Genomic DNA, 18,481 nt, shown 5'->3' with positions numbered 1-18,481 from the left:
AAATGTTAATTTACATTTATGATTATGTTAGAAAGATAATAAAAACGAAAGCAAAACGAAAACAAATAGAAAGGAAAAGGAAAATGAACGAAAAATTCAAACCTGTAACAGCTATTACCATGGGGGACCCGGCAGGTATCGGGCCGGAGATAGTGGTGGGCACCATGTTGGACGAGGGAATACATGAGTGCTGCAGGCCCTTTGTCATTGGCAGCATCGCTGTTCTGGACAGGGCGGCAAGGATTTTGGGCAGGGAGTTAAGGTACCGCAGGATTGCGGAACCATCAGAGGCCCTTTATCAGTACGGGACCGTGGATGTGCTGGAGACAGGGGATTATGATACGGATTCCATCCAGTGGGGAGAGGTTCAGGAGCTGGCAGGCCGTATGTCCGTGGACTGGATTATGAAGTCCATTGAACTGGGCATGGACAGCAAGGTGGACGCGGTGTCCACTGCTCCCATCCATAAAAGAGCCATTAAGCTGGCTGGGGTAAAGCAGCCGGGCCACACGGAAATCTACCAGGATGAGACGCATTCGCCCTACGCCCTTACCATGTTCTCCTGCCATAAGCTGAGAGTGTTTTTTGTAAGCCGCCACATGTCGCTGGTGGATGCATGCAGGTATGCCACCAAGGAACGGGTGCTGGAGTTTGTGGAGAACATTGACAAGGAGCTGAAAAAGACGGGCATCAGGGAACCGCTTATTGCAGTGGCTGCCCTGAATCCTCACGGCGGGGATAACGGGCTTTTTGGAACAGAGGAAATAGAGCACCTGATTCCGGCTGTGGAAGCGGCCAGGGAGAAGGGAATCAATGCCATTGGGCCTGTACCGGCCGACTCCGTATTCCATATCGGAAAATCCGGAAAATACGATGCCATCCTGTCCCTGTACCATGACCAGGGACATATTGCCTGCAAGACCCTGGACTTTGAAAAATCCGTGACCCTGACCTTTGGTCTTCCTTTTATCAGAAGCTCGGTGGACCATGGAACTGCCTTTGATATTGCCGGAAAGGGAATAGCAGGAAGCATCAGCCTGATTGAATCCACAAAGGTGGTGGCCGAATACGCAGCGCTCATGCACGGAAAAAGGGACCAATAACCAGGGCAGCAAAAAAGGGGGAATATATTATGCCGTTAATAGGAGCAGTGGCAGATGATTTGACCGGGGCCACCACCACAGGCGTACTGCTTGCCAGGTCCAAGGCAAGGACAGCTGTTTTTTTCAACGAGGAGGCTGCGGAGCGGGAAGGGGAGGCTGCGTCCCTGGACGCCATACTGGTCAGCAGCAACAGCAGGGCATTGCCTGCGGATGAGGCATATGAGAAGGTGCGCTCTGCCACCCAGGCCCTGAAAAGGATGGGAGTCAGATATTTCAGCAAGCGGATTGACACTACATTAAGAGGCGGTATCGGAACTGAAATCAAGGCCATGATGGATGTGATTGGCGGTGACGCGGTGGCGGTGGTGGTTCCTTCCATGCCGCAGTCCAGGCGGATTGTGGTGGGGGGCTTCTCTGTGATTGACGGCATTGCCCTGACAAAGACGCCGGTGGCCCAGGATGTACGCACACCGGTGCATGAGAGCTATGTGCCCCAGCTTCTGGGGAGGCAGACAGGGGAGGAGATTGGGCTGGTGACACTTAAGACAGTCCTCCAGGGCAGGGAAGAGATTGCGCGCGCTCTCCAGTGGCAGAGGGAACGGGGAAACCGCATCATTGTGACGGATGCCATAACCCTGGAGGATATCCAGGAGATAGCCCATGCCTGCATTTCCCTGGACTGGAATGTGCTGGCAGTGGACCCGGGGGCATTTACGGCAAAGCTGGCACAGTGCAGAGGGCTGACGCAGGAAGAGGAGCCCAATGTCCCGGAAAACACACTGGACGGCACAGGCAGGACCGTGCTGGTTGCAGCCGGAAGCGCTACTCCCGTGACCAAGAGGCAGCTGGGAATTCTTTTGGAGGACCGGCGGCATGTGCAGGTCAGCGTGGACCCCATCCCCCTGATTGACGGGAGCCGGCAGGCAGCGGAGGAAGTGGAATCAGCCGTCAGGCGCATTACGGAGCTTATGGAAGGGCCCTCTGCGCCCAGGGCCATAGTGATTGAGACAGCCCTTCACGGCCCGATTTTAAACCTGGCTGAGGAAGACGCAAAAAGAGGGTATGCAGATGGCATGAGCGCCAACCGGATTAACGCAGGGCTGGGGACCATTGTACAGTACGTGCTGGAACGCGCTGGCCGGGAACGGATAGCCGGATTATATACCACCGGAGGGGACACCATGGTGAATGTCTGCTTCCAGCTGGGGGTAGAGTGCATCGAGGTGCTGGACTACGTCATTGCGCAGACGGACGTGGGCCGCATGGTGGGAACCTATCAGGGGCTTCCCATCATCGGAAAGGGAGGACTGACAGGATACGACACCATTGCTGTTGACATTATAGACCGCTTGTTCAGAGAGGCAGCCAGGGAAATGTAGGGGGCTGCCGTGACCGGCAGACCGTGATATCAAACGAAACAAATCAGGTGGAGGTTTTTTATGGAAGATAACAGAAAAGATTTTGATATACTGAATAAAATGAAAAGGCTGCCCGGGGGACTGGTTATCATACCGCTGGTGCTGGCAGTTGTCATAGCCACTTTTTTCCCTCAGGCATTTCAGATTGGGGGATACGTAACAGCCCTGTTTTATGACGGGAATTCAGCCATGATGGGATTGTTCCTGATTGTGTGCGGGTCCGCCATCAATGTCCGCCAGGTGGGTATGCCTCTGTATAAAGGCGTCACGCTGACCGGCATCAAGCTTTTGCTGGGAGTTGCCATAGGGCTTCTGGTGGGAAATCTGTGCGGTCCGGCAGGTATTCTGGGGCTGACACCCTTTGTGCTCATTGCGGCCATCACCAATTCCAACGGCTCTCTGTACATATCCCTGTCATCCCAGTTTGGAAATGCAACGGATACAGGCGCCATCTCCATCCTGTCATTAAATGACGGCCCCTTCTTTACCCTGGTGGCATTGGGGGCAACCGGACTGGCTTCCATTCCCTTTAAGGCCCTGGTTGCCACTTTGATTCCCCTGCTCATCGGATTCATCTGGGGAAATCTGGATAAGGGCTTCCGCAGCGCCTGCGCAACCGCCCAGCCCATTGTCACATTCTTCATGACCATTTCCATTGGCTCCAAGACAGATGTGTCCACGCTGGTCACGGCCGGAGCATCCGGTATTGTGCTGGGACTGATATCCACGGCAACAGCCGTAATATTCTTTTTCGTATTCAACCTGCTGCTGCCCAAAAAAGAGCGCAATGCCATGGGCGCGGCAGTGGGCACAACGGCTCTGAACTCAGCCATGACGCCTGCGGCAGTTGCCCAGGCCGACCCGTCCATGGAACCTTATGTGGACATGGCCACGGCCCAGTGCGCCACTGCCTCCATCATTACACTGTTCCTATGCCCGTTCATTACCGCCTTCTTTGACGGGTGGATGAGGAAGAATAAGAAGGGAATCTACTCAGCCCAGGGCTGGGCCGCGGGAAAAGCATGATTTGGGAGAGGATGATTTGAATGAAGGTATATGTCAAGGTCAGGATGAAGGCTGAGTTTATCTATGATTTGCTGCTGTTCCATACGTATTCAAGGCTGTCGGGTTTCCTGGTCAATCTCCTGGGCCTTGCAGTCATCATCACAGGCGGTTTCCTGCTGAGAAACCAGACCATACAGCTGAATCAGGCATTTGTTTATGTGGCCGGCGGTATGATGATTCTTCTGTTTACGCCTATTAACCTGAGGCTTCAGGCGGCAAGGATGATGGGGCAGCCCAGGTATGATTCCGAGATACAGTATGGGTTTGATGAAAACGGCATCGAGGAGAGGCTGGGGGAACAGGTCAGGACATATGGCTGGGACAGGGTGCAGAAGGCTGTCTCCACGCCCAAGGACATTGCTTTTTATATAGAGGAGTCTTCGGCCCTTGTACTTCCAAAGGAAAGTTTTGGGGAAAACTTCATGCCGGTCATGAAGCTGGTGGCGTCCAATCTTTCGCGGGACAGGATTTACATAAGATAATAGAGGAGCTGCTGCGGCAGCTCCCTTTTTTTGCGCGCTGCCTGAACCGTTCAGGTTTGCCACGTTATTTTACGGCGATACTTGATTAATGAGAGGAAAGTGTGATATGATTTTGTGAGTTAAGTATTGAGAGAATGAGGATTACAGTATGTTGGATATATGTTTGTTAGGAACCGGAGGCATGATGCCTCTTCCGTACCGCTGGCTCACATCCATGATGGCAAGGTGCGGAGGCAGCAATCTGCTTATTGACTGCGGTGAGGGGACCCAGGTGGCCCTGAAGGAAAAGGGATGGAGCCCCAAACCCATAGATGTCATCTGCTTTACCCATTACCATGCGGACCACATAAGCGGTCTTCCCGGGCTTCTGCTCACGATGGGCAATGCGGAGCGGGTGGAGCCGCTGACCCTGATTGGTCCCAGGGGACTGGAACGGGTGGTGGGGGCGCTGCGCACCATAGCGCCGGAACTGCCCTTTGAGCTGCGGTTTGTGGAGCTTGGGGAGAACCGTGAACAAATGCAGATGGGCCCCTATGTCATTGACGCTTACAGGGTAAACCACAATGTGCTGTGCTACGGCTATTCCATCACCATTCCCCGTACAGGACGCTTTGACGTGGAGCGGGCCAGGGCCCAGGAGATACCCCAGAAGTTCTGGAGCAGGCTGCAAAAGGGCGAGGAGATAGAACATGAGGGACGGCTTCTGACACCGGATATGGTGCTGGGACCGGACCGCAGAGGGCTTAAGGTGACATACTGCACAGATACCAGGCCTGTGCCTGTGATTGCAGAGTATGCAGCCGGTGCTGACCTTTTTATCTGTGAAGGCATGTACGGGGAAAAGGAAAAGGCGGCCAAGGCCAGGGAATATAAGCATATGACCTTTTACGAGGCAGCAGCCCTTGCAAAGCAGGCCAATCCGAAGCAGATGTGGCTCACCCATTACAGCCCCTCCCTTACAAAGCCGGAGGAATATATGGAGGAGGTCAGGTCCATTTTCCCAAGGGCAAAGGCTGCCAGGGACGGATGGACGGCGGAGCTGGAATTTGATGAGGACTGACAGTGACGGTACCGCGTACCGGAGGACAGACGGAAGTGGAGAGGATACTATGATAGGACAGGCATCAGAGGATGTTTTGATACTGGCAATCGAGAGTTCATGCGATGAGACAGCCGCGGCAGTGGTGAAAAACGGAAGGACCGTGCTGTCCAATGTGATTTCATCCCAGATTGCCACCCATACGGTCTATGGGGGCGTTGTTCCGGAAATTGCATCCCGGGAACATATAAAGGCGGTTAATTATGTGATTGAGAGGGCCTTGGCGGAAGCCCGGGTTGCCCTGGAGGATATCACGGCAATCGGCGTGACCTACGGACCTGGTCTGGTAGGCGCTCTTTTGGTGGGAGTGGCAGAGGCAAAGGCCATTGCCTATGCGGCGGGGAAACCTCTTATCGGGGTGCATCATATTGAAGGGCACGTGTCCGCGAATTTCATTGAGAACCAGGATTTGGAACCGCCCTTTGTGTGCCTGATTGTTTCGGGAGGCCATACCCACCTGGTGATTGTAAAGGATTACGGGGAATTTGAAATCATCGGAAGGACCAGGGACGACGCAGCCGGAGAAGCCTTTGACAAGGTGGCCAGGTCTGTGGGTCTGGGATACCCCGGCGGGCCTAAGATTGACAGGACGGCAAAAGAGGGGAATCCCCACGCCATCCAGTTCCCCAGGGGCAGGGTGGAGGGGGCTCCCTATGATTTCAGCTTCAGCGGTCTTAAGTCAGCTGTGCTGAACCACATCAACCATGCCCGCATGACAGGGGAGGAAATCAATGTCCCTGACCTGGTGGCATCCTTCCAGAATTCCGTGGTGGAGTCCCTGGTAAGCCGCGCCATACTGGCTGCCCGGGAATTCGGATATAAGAAGCTGGCCATAGCAGGCGGGGTTGCCTCTAACTCCGCGCTGAGGAAGGCCATGGCAGAGGCCTGTGAAAAGGACGGGATTCAGTTTTATTATCCCTCTCCTGTTTTCTGCACGGACAATGCAGCCATGATTGGGACGGCAGCCTACTATGAATACCGTAAGGGGAACATATCGGGCTGGGATTTGAATGCTGTTCCCAATCTGAAATTGGGAGAGCGATAAGAATGTCCGGCGGGAGGTACGGAATGGAAGAAAAATATTGTACGGCCGTGGTACTGGCAGCAGGAAAGGGCAGCCGTATGGGCGGGAAAACGGCCAAGCAGTACATGGAAATGGGCGGCAGGCCTCTGGTGGCCTATGCGCTGGAGGCGTTTGAAGCCTCTCCTGTGATAGATGAAATCATACTCATGACAGATGCAGGCCATATGGAATATGCCAGAACAGAAATCGTGGAGGCATATGGCCTGAAGAAGGTGAGCACCATTGGCGCGGGAGGCAGAGAACGGTATGAAAGCGTCTGGAAAGCCCTCTGCACCATTATGGACCAGGAAGAGGGAGAGGATGAAGCCGCAATCAGGGCCAGGCAGAATGGATATGTGTTTATCCATGACGGGGCCCGCCCCTTTGTTACCGGCGATATCATAGAACGGGCGTACCAGGCCGTGTGCAGGTATGGCGCATGTGTGGCAGGCATGCCTGTGAAGGACACCATCAAGCTGGTGAACCGGGAGGGGATGATTGAGTCCAGCCCGGACCGCAGTCTGGTATGGCAGGCCCAGACGCCCCAGGTATTTTCCGTTCCCCTTATTGCAGAGGCGTTTGCCCGCCAGATGAAATCGGACTGTACCGGCATAACGGATGACGCCATGGTGGTGGAGGCCCAGATGGGGGTGAAGGCGCATATGGTAAGGGGCAGTTATGCAAATATAAAGATTACAACTCCGGAGGACCTTTATATGGCTGAGGTGCTGAGGAGCTCCATGGTGTAACGACAGATACACGGTTCAGGGGATGCAGGATGAAATATGGTCCTGCATCCCTTTTTCTTTTGGTTCTTACTTAATTCCAGCTGATTTAAATGCATTTTCATGCAGTCTATATACAATCCAATTGTAATTATTGACAGAAAAATAAAAGACGATATGTGCATAATATACAAAAATGCGGCAATAAACAAGAATATACTATTTAACATTGACAAGCAAATTTGGAAGTGCTATATTAATCACAAGAAGATTGTATCCAAAATCCAATATCCAAAAATAATATAAAGATAACAAGGAGGAAAAAAATGAGGAAGAGAGTAGTATCAGTTTTGTTGACGGTTGCAATGTCTGCCATGGTTTTTGCAGGCTGCAGCACACCCACAGAGGCGCCGGCCAGCAGTGCGAAAGAGGAGACAAAGGCAGCTGAGGACACGAAGAGCAGTTCTTCAGGCTTGTCCGCAGCTACCGTGCTTAATGTGGACCAGCTGCCGGTCACCGGAATCGGAGCCCAGATTGCCACCAGTGTCAAGGCGGGCGGGGATTACACCATTGGCTACATTGCCAAAAACACAACCAATCCATATATGGTGGCCCAGTCGGCCGGTGTGGAAGCTGCCGGGGAGGCCATGGGATTCAATGCAATCACACAGGCTCCCACCACCGCAGATTCGGTTGAGGAGCAGGTGCAGCTGATGGAGAACATGATTACACAGGGGGTGGATGCAATCATTGTCCACTGCGCGGATTCCAACGGCATCATGACAGGCGTGAGAAAAGCGCAGGATGCAGGTATCCTGGTGCTGACCATCGGCACGCCGGCAGCAGAAGACACCTTCCTCAGGACAGGCGTTGACTATTACGAATCCGGATATACCATGGCCAAGGCTGTGGCGGACAAGCTTGGGGGTAAGGGGAAATTCATCATACTTGAGGGACCTGCCGGGGCATCAAACGCAATCGAGAGATTAAATGGTATCAATACAGGACTTTCCGAGTACCAGGGTATTGAAATTGTTGCTTCCCAGACAGCCAACTTTAAGAGGACAGAAGGCATGTCCGTAACGGAAAACCTGATTCAGCAGTATACAGACGTTGACGCAGTTATTGCCTGCAACGATGAGAGCGCCCTGGGAGCAGTCCAGGCCCTGACGGCGGCCAATATGAATGATGTCCTTGTCTGCGGATTCGACGGAAGCGTAGATGCTACCAATGCAGTAAAGGAAGGAACCATGTTCGCTACCTATAACACGGACCCCTATGGTTCAGGATTTGTTGCATGCGCTTATGCGGTTAAGTACCTGAATGACAAGACGGAACCGGAGGGCAAGTTCATTCCGTTCCCGACAGCGGCGAATGACCCGCTTGTAATCGCAGATACGGTTCAGAATTACATTGACAACATTGCCTGGTGGAAGGTTATCCAATAGAATCCGGCAGGACTGGAGCTGAACTATTTCACCTATTTGTCCCTGCAGGAAACTGCGGGGACGAATACAGAGAAACTAAATTTCGTGAGAAGTATTGGGGTGAAAAGATGGGGAAAACAATATTAACAGCGCAGCATATCACCAAACTTTTTCCGGGAATGAAGGCCCTGGATGATGTGGATTTTGATTTGCAGGAGGGGGAGGTACACATCCTGGTAGGTGAGAACGGCGCGGGAAAGAGCACACTTGCAAAGTGCCTGCTGGGTGCGTATAAGCCCGAAGAGGGGGAGGTCAGGCTGGATGGCCGGGCCGTTAAGTTTAACGGAACAAAGGAGGCTCTTGCCAAGGGAATCGTGGCCGTATATCAGGAGTTTACACTGGTTCCGTATATCAGCGTTGCCCAGAATATCTTTCTGAACAGGGAATATAAGACCAGGCTGGGATTGATTGACCATAAAAAGATGGAAGAGGAGGCTGCAAAGCTTTTAAAGGCATTAAACTGTGAATACATCAATCCCAAAGATTATGTAAAGAACTTAAGCATTGCAGAACAGCAGATGGTGGAGATAGCCAAGGCGCTTTCCTTTAACCCCAGAATCATGGTGTTTGACGAGCCCACCGCCACCTTGTCCGAGCGGGAGGTGGATTCCCTGTTTGCCCAGATTCACAGGCTGAAGGCAGAGGGAATCGGTATTATCTATGTGTCCCACCGGATGCAGGAATTTCCCCTTATAGGGGACAGAATCACGATTCTCAGGGATGGGGTCAAGATTAACACCGTGGGAATCAACGACTGTACCAACGAGGAGCTGGTCAACATGATGGTGGGGCGGAGTGTGGAACAGGTCTATGCGCGTACGGAGAACAGGCATGAGGGGATTACCCTTAAGGCGGAGAATCTGTGCGATTATCATGGGCGAGTCAGGAATGTAAGCTTTACGGTTAAAAAGGGCGAGATTGTGGGGCTTGCCGGATTGGTGGGGGCAGGGCGCACTGAGACAGCCCAGCTGCTCTATGGAATCGAGAAGATTAAATCCGGAAAAGTTTACATACGGGGGGAGCAGGTGTTCCCAAAATCACCGGTACAGGCTGTCCGGATTGGAATCGGACTGGTAAGCGAGGACCGGAAGAAGCAGGGCCTTGCCCTGGATGAATCCATTGCCCTTAATATGGTGGCGGTGAGTCTGAAGAAGATATTCCCCAACTTTTTTATATCAAGAAAGAAAATTACCGAGGTTGCTCTGGGGTATAAGAAGCAGCTTCGTATCGCTACTACCAGCGTAAATAAAGCATGTAAATATCTGTCCGGCGGCAACCAGCAGAAGGTGGTGCTGGCAAAATGGCTGAGCTTCGACCCGGAAATTCTGATTTTCGATGAACCAACCCGCGGCATTGATGTGGCTGCAAAACTGGAAATCTATAATCTGATGGACAGGCTTGCAGCTGAGGGCAAGGCCATTATCATGATTTCTTCCGAGCTTCCTGAAGTAATCGGCATGAGCGACCGCATTTATATCATGCATGAGGGTGAAATCGTGGACGAGGTTGTAAGAGGAACAGAGGGATTTAATTCCGAGGTAATCGGAGCCAGGATGATGCTGGGAGCAGGAGGTGCTGAGCATGCAGAAGAATAAGATTGCACAGAGAATTAAAAGCCTGCCTCCGGTGGCCTATATGCTGGTTGTCCTGATTGTGATTTTCAGCGTCATGAGCCCTAATTATCTTACGCTGATGAACTTTAAGAATGTGCTGATTCAGGCAACGCCGTTAATGATTGTTGCATTCGGCCAGACCTGCATTGTGCTGACGCAGGGAACCGACCTGTCCCTGGGAGCCCAGGTCAGCTTTGTAACCGTATTTACCGTGTGGATGGCTCTGAGGGGAATCCCGCTTCCCGCAGCAATGGTTCTCGCCATTTTATCCACGACCCTCATCGGAGTGGTGAATGGAGTGATTGTTGCCAAGGGAAGTATCCCACCGTTTATTGCGACTTATGGAATGCAGAACATACTGAACAGCCTTTCATTACTGCTGGCAGCAGGCTCATCCATCTACTTTCCCAGTTTTACATACCGTATTATTACGGAGACAACAATCCTGGGAATCCCGCTTATGGTCTGGGTGGCTGTGCTGGTATTCATCATGGTATGGGTCGTGCTGAACAAGACCAGGTTCGGAACCAATATCCACGGACTGGGCGGAAACAGGGAAGCCCTGCAGCTGGCAGGCATCAATCCCATCATCTGCCTGATTAAGACATATGCATTTGCCGGATTCATTGCAGGAATTGCGGGAATCATCACACTCAGCCGTATTGAGGCGGGCATGCCCACGGCGGCCACGGGCTGGGAATTCCAGGCAGTGGCAGTCACCCTTCTGGGAGGCACCTCCCTTCGTGAGGGAAAGGGCGGCGTTACAGGTACGATTTTTGGCGTGCTTCTTATCCAGGTCATTAAAAACGGCCTGAACATAGTGGGCGTGCAGTCAATTAAGCAGAATGCAATCATTGGTTCTATCGTTCTGATGGCCATTATCATCGATGCGGTTGTCCGTACTCGTTCAAAGGAATAGGGGGATAGGGACATGAAAGCAAAGAGAATATTTGAAGAGGTAAGAAATTCAAAGGTATTTTACAGCCTGATAGGCCTGATTATTCTGGTTATCTTTTCCGCTGTCGCTGCGCCGAATTTCAGGACGGTTGACAACATTATCACGGTATTCAGGCAGGCCAGTGTGCTGCTGGTGCTCAGCGCAGGATTAACGGCAGTGCTTCTGACCGGCGGTATGGATTTATCAGTGGGGGCAACCGCTGGTTTTATCGGATGTATCTGTGCCCAGTGCATCAAAAGCGGCGTTCCGATTCCGGCAGCCTTTATACTGGGAATCCTGATTGGACTGGTGGTGGGTGTCATCAACGGACTGCTGGCCGGCATACTCCCCAGCTTTATTGCAACCTATGGAACCAACTGGGTCATGAGCGGGCTTGCGGTCCTGGTCATGCAGGGGGCGGTTATCTATGACCTTCCAAAGGGGTTCACGCAGATAGGCGTGGGATACACAGGTCCTGTCCCGAATCTAATCATCATAGCGGCAGTTGTGGTGGTCCTGATATATGTCCTTCTTCAGAAAACCACGTATGGCCGTCAGGTGTACGCCTATGGCTCAAATCCCACCGCAGCCAAATATGCAGCTGTGCCGGTTAAGAAAATCATGCTGTCCGCATTTATGATGTGCAGCATGTGCGCAGGCCTTGCAGGCATGCTGATGACAGCCAGGTTAAATGCAGCGGACGCAGCCATGGGAGACAGCTACGGGCTGCAGACCGTAGCGGCGGTGGTCGTAGGCGGAACCTCCATGCTGGGAGGGGAAGGCGGCGTCCTTGGGACTGTAGTCGGAGCCTTGATACTTACGATTATCGTCAATGTAATGAACCTGAAGGGGATATCCTCCTATGCGCAGGGTCTGGTAATCGGCATTGTTATCATTGCCATGGTGCTGTTTGATACCTACAGCAAGAAAAGACAGGAAAGCAAGGCGGCATGATTGCCGGATATACGGGTATTAAAACTGCCCCCGGAATATACCACGGCAGTTTTAAGATAGATAATTCATGAAAGAGAAAGAGAGGAACATTAATATGCCATTAACAATCCGACCACTTAATTCTGGTTATATTCCGACCAAACCATTGGAGTACTGGTACCATTTTTCGTGTAAAAAATTTGTGGAGAAGCTGGGAATCACCAATGACTCGGACCAGCTTCCGGATTTCACGTTCTTAATTGAAGGCGGGGACCAGCTGATTCTGGTTGATACGGGGATGTCCTGGACGGAACACGCCGACAAGTACCATCACGGTCCATCCATGCAGAGACAGGGGATTGACGACATCGAATCCCGCCTGGCCCAGGTTGGCCGCAAGCCTTCTGATGTTGACATTGTATTGTTCACGCATCTGCACTGGGACCATGTATTTTATCTTGAGAAGTTTACAAAGGCTCGTTTTATCTGCCATGAGGCGGAGTGGAGCTATGCCCATAACCCCATTCCGCTGCATTATAAATCATACTGCAGACCGGTCATTGCCAAGGACGGGGATGTGACCTGCGGTGATGAATTTATTGCTCCCTATGACCAGCCGGGAGTAAAAGAGCGTTTTGAGACGGTTAAGGGCGAGGCGCAGATTGCTCCGGGCGTAAGCGTATTTGAATCCTTCGGACACTGCCCGGGCCACATGACGGTGGTGGTTGAGACAGAAGACGGACCTTACTACTGCGTGGGCGATTCGGTATTCGTAATGGGCAACATTGATGCGCCACAGGCCATGCAGGATGAGCTGCACTATGATATCTGCCCTCCGGGACGTTATGTTGACATAGTGGCTGCGTGGCAGACAATCCGCGACACGGTCCGCCGCTGCAGGGAGGCGGGGGTAGACCCTCATAAGCACCTTCTGCTTGCCCACGATGTTATACTGTCGGCCGCTGTGGAGAGATATGAGGACTCTCATGAGAACAGGCTTCCGGTAATCGGGCTTAAGGACACGGATTTTGTATTTGATGAGTACAAGAGCGCGATTATTGACAAGGACGCGGAGAAAGCGTCCCAAAGGGCAAAGACCAAGTACTTCACCCAGAATTAATGTGAGTATGTCCCCGTGAAGGAACGGGGTCCATAGGGGATATTGTGGAGACTGCCGGGCGGAGGGTCTTCACAATATCGTATGGGAGGAGAAGTGAAATGAACACAATCGCAATCATAGGAAGCTGCGACACCAAGTACAGGGAAATTGCATATATGCGTGAGCAGATTGAGAGCCAGGGCGTCAAGGCAATGGTAATCAATGTGGCCACAGGCCCCAATCCTTCTTATGGATATGATGTTTCCAGGGAAGAGGTGGTCAGGGCGGCAGGAACAGAGTGGGATGAGCTGGAACCCAGGACAAAGGGCGAGAAGATTGCATTTATGATGGATGCAGTGGCATCCTATGTGGAGAAGCTGCATGCAGAGGGCGCGATTGACGGAATTCTCTCTGCGGGAGGCCTTCAGAATACGGTTATGGCCACCAATGCCATGAAACGTCTTCCCATAGGTTTCCCCAAGGTCATGGCCACCACGGTGGCATCCGGCCGCAAGACCTTTGAAAGTGTGGTCGGGGCAAAGGATATTGTGACAATTCCGTCCATATGTGATTTTACCGGACTTAATATAGTGACAAGACAAATCATGGCAAATGCATGCGCGTGCTGTGCAGGTATGGTGAAGCATGGGGGACAGGCTTTGAAAAAGGGCCCTAAGCCGGTTGTGGGTGTGACGTTGATGGGGATTACCAATACAGGGGCATGTGCTGCAATTGACGAGCTGGAACGGCTGGGCATTGAGGCCATTGGGTTTCACTCCACCGGTGCAGGCGGAGCCATCATGGAGCAGATGGCGGCAGACGGCCTGATTGACGGTATTTTGGATTTGACGACACATGAGATTACACAGGAGTATTTTAAAGGCGGATTTTCCTATGGGGAAGATTCCAGATACCGGCTGGTCCGCGGAGTGGAGAAGAAGGTGCCTCTGGTAGTCAGCGTGGGCGGTCTGGATTTTATTGATTTCCAGACAGGAGAGTTTCCGCCCCGCATGGACCAGCGTGTCTACATGATGCACAATGCCAATACAGCTCATATCAAGCTGCTTCCGGACGAGGCTGAGATTACAACAGACAGGTTTGCCGCGCGGATTGAGAAAATTGATTACCCGGTAAAGCTCCTGATTCCCACGGACGGAATGCGCCATAATACCCGCAAGGGCGAGGAGCTCTATTATAAAGAGGTGGATGATATCATCATCCGCCGGTTAAGGAAAATCAGGAATCCCAATGTGGAAATCATTACGATACCGGGAAATCTGGACACGGAAGCATGGGGCATTGAGGCCGCCCATCATATGGTGGACGAACTGAAAGAGCGCGGTGTGACAGGGGATGAAATAAAATATCAGGACAAGGAGGGCGTTCTTTAAAATGTCAGAAGATGTTAAAAAAATTGCAGAGGAACTTGTCATAGCCTGCAAAAGAGCATATACTAGAGGTATACAGACCGGAAGCGGCGGCAATGTGAGCGCCAGGGTGCCAGGGAAAGACTGGATGATTGTAAAGGCAAGCGGCAGTTCTTTTATTGACAGTACGCCAGAAGGTTTTGTAATCACGGATTTCGATGGAAATCTAGTAGAAGGGGAAGGAAAACCTACAAGAGAGGCTTTACTTCACGGCTTGCTATATAGAATTTGTCCAAAGGTGAATGCTGTTGTACATACACACTCACCGTATTCAATTGCATGGGCGTCCACAGGAAAGGCCTTAAAGAGGACCACATGGCACGCCCAGCTTAAGATGAGCGCGGATTTACCAACGTTGGATGTTCCTGCGGCGATGGTAAAAAAAGAGTATTTCCCAATGGTGGAAAAAATATATAGAGAGAACCCGGATTTGCCCGGATTTTTACTTGTGAATCATGGTTTAGTGGCAGTCGGAAAAGATGCAATTAATGCAGAGCATACAGCAGAATTAATTGAAGAAACCGCGCAAGTGGCGATTTTAAAAGTGACCGTTTCGAAGCTTGGCTTGTAAATATTACTTAGGTGAGAGCTATATGAAATCTAATATGCGTATTACAATGAATGACCTGGACAGGGGAATGCTTCAGCATAACAAGCTTCCGGACCTGGCTTTGGACAAGCTGATGGAATGGATTATGAGCGGCAAGCTGTCAATGGGTGACAAGCTGAATACCGAGGAGCTGGCTTCCCAGCTGGGAGTCAGCCGTATGCCGATTCGGGAAGCGCTGGCCAATCTTGAAAAGAAAGGGCTTGCTGAATCGGTCCCCTATGCAGGAACCAGGCTTGTGACACTGACCAAGGAGGATGTGCGGCAGATATATATAGCGAGGACGGCATTGGAGCCAGTGGCCGCAAAATATGCCTGCGGAAAGATTACAGATGAAGACATCCGGAACCTGAAGGAGATTCACGCTGAATATATCCGCATTGTCAGGCAGGATGAGCTTGATGCAATTGATGTGTATCAGCAGAACAGGCTGTACCATTTCTCCATCTATAAAATCAGCCGGCTGGACAGGGTCTGTGCGATGATAGAATCGCTGTGGGATAATTTGTCATTCTTCAAGCTGATTTACGGCCAGAAGCTGTTGGAGGGCCGTGAATCCAGGGAAAGGATGATTGAGGAGCATCAGAGCTATCTGGATGCCCTGGAACAGAGGGACAGCGAACGAATCAGTCATTTATTGACTCAGAACCTGAAGAAGAGAACGGAGAACATTCCCTACTCTTTGGACGTGTATTTTCATGAGAATGCGTAAATCCTGATATACGTGTATAGCAGAAACAGAAAGTGATAACAGAGCTTGGGCATCGAAACCGGATGCCGGGCTCTTTTGTTTTGCCAGGCATAGGAGCGCTGTGAATAAAGGAGAAAAGATGGATTCTGTACTTTATACATTACCGGAGACAGTACACAAACAAAATTATATCATAGCGTCTTATCATATCAGGCTCCCGAAGGAAGCCGACATTCTGAAAAAGGCAGCAGCCCTTGCAGTGGGGCAGACCATTGGGACGTGGATTCCGATTCCGGGAATTACGGAGGAGATTCGGGAAACGTATATGGGAAAGGTGGTAAATGTATTTGATGTGCCTTCCCTGGATTTGGCCACCCAGATTGGGGATGACCTGAGGGAATATCTGATTCAGATTGCCTATCCTGCCGTGAATTTCGGCGCGGATTTGCCGCTGATGATTACCTCTCTTCTGGGGAATGATGCTTCCACCTCAGCCCAGGTAAAGCTTTTGGATATTGAGTTTTCAGAGGAATTTGCCGGAAAATTCAGGGGACCGCGGTATGGAATTGAAGGAATCCGCAGGTTTGCCGGAATAAATGACCGTCCGATTCTGCTGAATATGATTAAGCCGTGCACAGGGCTGACCCCCAAAGAGGGTGCAAACATATTTTATGAGACAGCACTTGGAGGTGTGGACTTTATTAAGGACGATGAATTGCTAGGAAATCCTGTTTACAGCAAGCCCGGAGAACGGGTAAGGGCGTATAAGGAGGCTGCTGAGGCTGCCTATGAAAAAACAGGGGAGAGGGTGAAGTATTTTGTTAACATAACCAGCGGGGCGGATGAAATCATTGAAAATGTAAAACGGGCGGAGGATGCCGGGGCAGACGGACTGATGATTAATTTTGCAGTTGTGGGATACAGTGTGCTTAAGCACGTGGCAGAGCATACGGCTCTCCCGGTCCTGGGACATTCGGCAGGCGCCGGAATGTATTTTGAAGGCGCCATGAATGGAATGGCCTCGCCTCTGGCCGTGGGAAAGCTTGCGCGTCTGGGGGGAGCTGATATAGTAATGATTAATACGCCCTATGGGGGCTATCCTCTTCTTCACCAGAAATATATGCAGACAGTGGCCCAGCTCACCCTCCCTTTCTATGACATTAAACCCTCTATGCCATCCATTGGAGGAGGCGTCCATCCAGGGATGGTGGAGAAATATATCAGTGAAGTGGGAAAAGACGTTGTTCTTGCGGCAGGAGGGGCTGTCCAGGGGCATCCGGGCGGTGCTGCGGCAGGAGCCCGGGCAATGCGCCAGGCCATCGACATTGTGATGAGCGGAAGGCCCTTTGAAAAGGCAGCAGAGGAAAAAGAAGAGTTAAGGGCGGCCTTGTCACGGTGGGGCTATATAAAACCATGATTGGATATTGTATATTTTATCCGAAAGTGTTATACTATGTCCGGAAAAAGGAGGTATCAATATGGTACGTGAAATTATGCTGTATACATCCAACGATTTAAGAGATTTTATGCATCTGGCGTGTGCATCTCCCCTGGATATTGGAGTACATACAATGGACAATCAGATTGCAGACGGAAAGTCCGTGTTGGGGCTGATGGCCATAGACTATAAGAAGCCGGTCAAGGTGGTTTCAGAGGATAAAAAGTTCCTGAAGCAGCTGGACCGCTGGGCTGTGGATAAGGATATATAAGAAGGCTGCCGGGAAATGCATGTGCGAATAGGTGGAAGAGCTGGTTGGAATTACCTGAATCAGGGAATTCCAGCCAGCGGTAAAAGACAGCAAAACCAGTGAGAAAACCGTGAGAAATACCATCAGCCAAAGAACAGAAAAAAAACCATCAGAAAAAAGTCGAAAAAAGTGTTGACATCTGTCGAATAACATGATAGACTAATCGAGTTGCCGCTGAAAGCGACAGCAAGCACAAAACCCAAAAAAAGAGTTTTGAAAAAATTAAAAAAAGTACTTGACAAAACGTCGAAACTTCTGTAAAATAGAAAAGCGCGTTCGGAGAGGTATCGAAGTGGTCATAACGAGGCGGTCTTGAAAACCGTTTGTCCGCAAGGGCGCGTGGGTTCGAATCCCACCCTCTCCGCTGCAGACGAGTTTGTATGATTTGCCTGCGAATATAAATTGAATATGAAACAAGATTCAACCAAGCAGAAGTACCCAAGAGGTTGAAGGGGCTCCCCTGGAAAGGGAGTAGGTCGTTAGTAGCGGCGCGAGGGTTCAAATCCCTCCTTCTGCGGTCGGAAGCATTGCTTCCATCGTACCTTTAAAATTGAAGACTGAATAATACACAAACCCTGAAAATTCTAAAACAAAAGGTCTGGTTTAGACCTTTGGATTTGAGAAAATTCAGAACAAAACCAAGTAATGAAGGTTAAAGATAACTAGCCAAGCTAAGTAGTCTGAAACCAAGGAACACTCTTCGCGAGGGTGTTCACAAACGTAACGGTTCCGGAATACGAACCGTAACTATTGTGAACTAAGTTTTCACGTAATGTTCGTGAAAGACCTCACATAAGTGAAAAACTTAAAACATGAGAGTTTGATCCTGGCTCAGGATGAACGCTGGCGGCGTGCCTAACACATGCAAGTCGAACGAAGCAATCGGAGGAAGTTTTCGGATGGAATCTGATTGACTGAGTGGCGGACGGGTGAGTAACGCGTGGATAACCTGCCTCACACTGGGGGATAACAGTTAGAAATGAC

At 51.0% G+C, this 18,481-nt stretch carries 17 protein-coding genes, 2 tRNA genes and 1 rRNA gene; all 20 read left to right on the top strand.

Features of this window, described 5'->3' with window-relative positions:
* The first annotated feature begins 83 nt into the window (after positions 1 to 83).
* A complete protein-coding gene (gene pdxA / locus I2H39_RS23100) occupies positions 84 to 1,103 on the top strand; it encodes a 4-hydroxythreonine-4-phosphate dehydrogenase PdxA (protein ID WP_195627635.1) in 1,020 nt (339 codons plus the stop codon).
* A gap of 29 nt (positions 1,104 to 1,132) precedes the next feature.
* Positions 1,133 to 2,482: a four-carbon acid sugar kinase family protein gene (locus I2H39_RS23095; protein WP_138309978.1), complete on the top strand. Its 1,350-nt coding sequence runs from the start codon at positions 1,133 to 1,135 to the stop codon at positions 2,480 to 2,482.
* Positions 2,483 to 2,542: 60 nt separating this feature from the next.
* Positions 2,543 to 3,547: a 2-keto-3-deoxygluconate permease gene (locus I2H39_RS23090; RefSeq protein ID WP_138309979.1), complete on the top strand. Its 1,005-nt coding sequence runs from the start codon at positions 2,543 to 2,545 to the stop codon at positions 3,545 to 3,547.
* Between the two features lie 20 nt (positions 3,548 to 3,567).
* The gene (locus I2H39_RS23085) at positions 3,568 to 4,068 is read left to right on the top strand and encodes a YcxB family protein (RefSeq protein ID WP_138309980.1); all 501 of its coding nucleotides are present in this window, start codon (positions 3,568 to 3,570) and stop codon (positions 4,066 to 4,068) included.
* Between the two features lie 148 nt (positions 4,069 to 4,216).
* Entirely contained in the window at positions 4,217 to 5,128 is a 912-nt protein-coding gene (locus I2H39_RS23080; RefSeq protein WP_138309981.1) for a ribonuclease Z, read from the top strand.
* A 49-nt stretch (positions 5,129 to 5,177) separates the two neighbouring features.
* Positions 5,178 to 6,212, top strand: coding sequence for a tRNA (adenosine(37)-N6)-threonylcarbamoyltransferase complex transferase subunit TsaD (gene tsaD / locus I2H39_RS23075; protein WP_195627689.1), 1,035 nt, complete (start codon positions 5,178 to 5,180; stop codon positions 6,210 to 6,212).
* Positions 6,213 to 6,235: 23 nt separating this feature from the next.
* Positions 6,236 to 6,979 carry a 2-C-methyl-D-erythritol 4-phosphate cytidylyltransferase gene (gene ispD / locus I2H39_RS23070; RefSeq protein WP_195627634.1) on the top strand — a complete coding sequence of 248 codons (744 nt, stop codon included), beginning with the start codon at positions 6,236 to 6,238 and terminating at the stop codon, positions 6,977 to 6,979.
* Positions 6,980 to 7,281: 302 nt separating this feature from the next.
* Positions 7,282 to 8,403 (top strand): sugar ABC transporter substrate-binding protein, encoded by a 1,122-nt coding sequence (locus tag I2H39_RS23065; RefSeq protein WP_195627633.1) that lies wholly within the window; start codon positions 7,282 to 7,284, stop codon positions 8,401 to 8,403.
* Between the two features lie 107 nt (positions 8,404 to 8,510).
* Positions 8,511 to 10,037: a sugar ABC transporter ATP-binding protein gene (locus I2H39_RS23060; RefSeq protein WP_240305687.1), complete on the top strand. Its 1,527-nt coding sequence runs from the start codon at positions 8,511 to 8,513 to the stop codon at positions 10,035 to 10,037.
* Positions 10,024 to 10,974, top strand: coding sequence for an ABC transporter permease (locus tag I2H39_RS23055; protein WP_138309985.1), 951 nt, complete (start codon positions 10,024 to 10,026; stop codon positions 10,972 to 10,974). The genes I2H39_RS23060 and I2H39_RS23055 overlap by 14 nt, the downstream gene beginning before the upstream one ends.
* A gap of 12 nt (positions 10,975 to 10,986) precedes the next feature.
* On the top strand, positions 10,987 to 11,946 hold the full coding sequence (locus I2H39_RS23050; RefSeq protein WP_138309986.1) for an ABC transporter permease: 960 nt from the start codon (positions 10,987 to 10,989) through the stop codon (positions 11,944 to 11,946).
* Between the two features lie 181 nt (positions 11,947 to 12,127).
* The gene (locus I2H39_RS23045) at positions 12,128 to 13,045 is read left to right on the top strand and encodes an N-acyl homoserine lactonase family protein (protein ID WP_330641075.1); all 918 of its coding nucleotides are present in this window, start codon (positions 12,128 to 12,130) and stop codon (positions 13,043 to 13,045) included.
* Between the two features lie 98 nt (positions 13,046 to 13,143).
* Entirely contained in the window at positions 13,144 to 14,415 is a 1,272-nt protein-coding gene (locus I2H39_RS23040) for a Tm-1-like ATP-binding domain-containing protein (RefSeq protein WP_195627632.1), read from the top strand.
* A 1-nt stretch (position 14,416) separates the two neighbouring features.
* Positions 14,417 to 15,022 carry a class II aldolase/adducin family protein gene (locus tag I2H39_RS23035; RefSeq protein WP_138309989.1) on the top strand — a complete coding sequence of 202 codons (606 nt, stop codon included), beginning with the start codon at positions 14,417 to 14,419 and terminating at the stop codon, positions 15,020 to 15,022.
* 22 nt (positions 15,023 to 15,044) lie between these two features.
* Entirely contained in the window at positions 15,045 to 15,770 is a 726-nt protein-coding gene (locus I2H39_RS23030; protein WP_138309990.1) for a GntR family transcriptional regulator, read from the top strand.
* A 118-nt stretch (positions 15,771 to 15,888) separates the two neighbouring features.
* Positions 15,889 to 17,166, top strand: a complete 1,278-nt coding sequence (locus I2H39_RS23025; RefSeq protein ID WP_195627631.1) for a RuBisCO large subunit C-terminal-like domain-containing protein — start codon at positions 15,889 to 15,891, stop codon at positions 17,164 to 17,166.
* Positions 17,167 to 17,227: 61 nt separating this feature from the next.
* Complete coding sequence (locus I2H39_RS23020) at positions 17,228 to 17,458, top strand: HPr family phosphocarrier protein (protein WP_138309992.1); 231 nt, start codon at positions 17,228 to 17,230, stop codon at positions 17,456 to 17,458.
* A gap of 317 nt (positions 17,459 to 17,775) precedes the next feature.
* A tRNA-Ser gene (locus I2H39_RS23015) sits at positions 17,776 to 17,861 on the top strand.
* A gap of 64 nt (positions 17,862 to 17,925) precedes the next feature.
* Positions 17,926 to 18,014, top strand: a tRNA-Ser gene (locus I2H39_RS23010).
* A 291-nt stretch (positions 18,015 to 18,305) separates the two neighbouring features.
* A 16S ribosomal RNA gene (locus I2H39_RS23005) occupies positions 18,306 to 18,481 on the top strand; the annotation flags it as partial.

The organism is Clostridium sp. 1001283B150225_161107_B6, from assembly GCF_015556325.1.
Taxonomy (GTDB): Bacteria; Bacillota; Clostridia; order Lachnospirales; family Lachnospiraceae; genus Enterocloster.
Note: the sequence above shows the minus strand (reverse complement) of the source record. Positions and strands in the feature narration are given on the sequence as shown.

Bases quoted from the DNA above. Each gene is read 5' to 3' on its own strand.
- I2H39_RS23050 (WP_138309986.1), top strand. From the start codon at position 10,987: ATGAAAGCAAAGAGAATATTTGAAGAGGTAAGAAATTCAAAGGTATTT.
- I2H39_RS23095 (WP_138309978.1), top strand. From the start codon at position 1,133: ATGCCGTTAATAGGAGCAGTGGCAGATGATTTGACCGGGGCCACCACC.
- I2H39_RS23030 (WP_138309990.1), top strand. From the start codon at position 15,045: ATGAAATCTAATATGCGTATTACAATGAATGACCTGGACAGGGGAATG.
- I2H39_RS23020 (WP_138309992.1), top strand. From the start codon at position 17,228: ATGGTACGTGAAATTATGCTGTATACATCCAACGATTTAAGAGATTTT.
- pdxA (WP_195627635.1), top strand. From the start codon at position 84: ATGAACGAAAAATTCAAACCTGTAACAGCTATTACCATGGGGGACCCG.
- I2H39_RS23080 (WP_138309981.1), top strand. From the start codon at position 4,217: ATGTTGGATATATGTTTGTTAGGAACCGGAGGCATGATGCCTCTTCCG.
- I2H39_RS23040 (WP_195627632.1), top strand. From the start codon at position 13,144: ATGAACACAATCGCAATCATAGGAAGCTGCGACACCAAGTACAGGGAA.
- I2H39_RS23025 (WP_195627631.1), top strand. From the start codon at position 15,889: ATGGATTCTGTACTTTATACATTACCGGAGACAGTACACAAACAAAAT.
- ispD (WP_195627634.1), top strand. From the start codon at position 6,236: ATGGAAGAAAAATATTGTACGGCCGTGGTACTGGCAGCAGGAAAGGGC.
- I2H39_RS23065 (WP_195627633.1), top strand. From the start codon at position 7,282: ATGAGGAAGAGAGTAGTATCAGTTTTGTTGACGGTTGCAATGTCTGCC.
- I2H39_RS23055 (WP_138309985.1), top strand. From the start codon at position 10,024: ATGCAGAAGAATAAGATTGCACAGAGAATTAAAAGCCTGCCTCCGGTG.
- I2H39_RS23060 (WP_240305687.1), top strand. From the start codon at position 8,511: ATGGGGAAAACAATATTAACAGCGCAGCATATCACCAAACTTTTTCCG.
- I2H39_RS23085 (WP_138309980.1), top strand. From the start codon at position 3,568: ATGAAGGTATATGTCAAGGTCAGGATGAAGGCTGAGTTTATCTATGAT.
- tsaD (WP_195627689.1), top strand. From the start codon at position 5,178: ATGATAGGACAGGCATCAGAGGATGTTTTGATACTGGCAATCGAGAGT.
- I2H39_RS23090 (WP_138309979.1), top strand. From the start codon at position 2,543: ATGGAAGATAACAGAAAAGATTTTGATATACTGAATAAAATGAAAAGG.
- I2H39_RS23035 (WP_138309989.1), top strand. From the start codon at position 14,417: ATGTCAGAAGATGTTAAAAAAATTGCAGAGGAACTTGTCATAGCCTGC.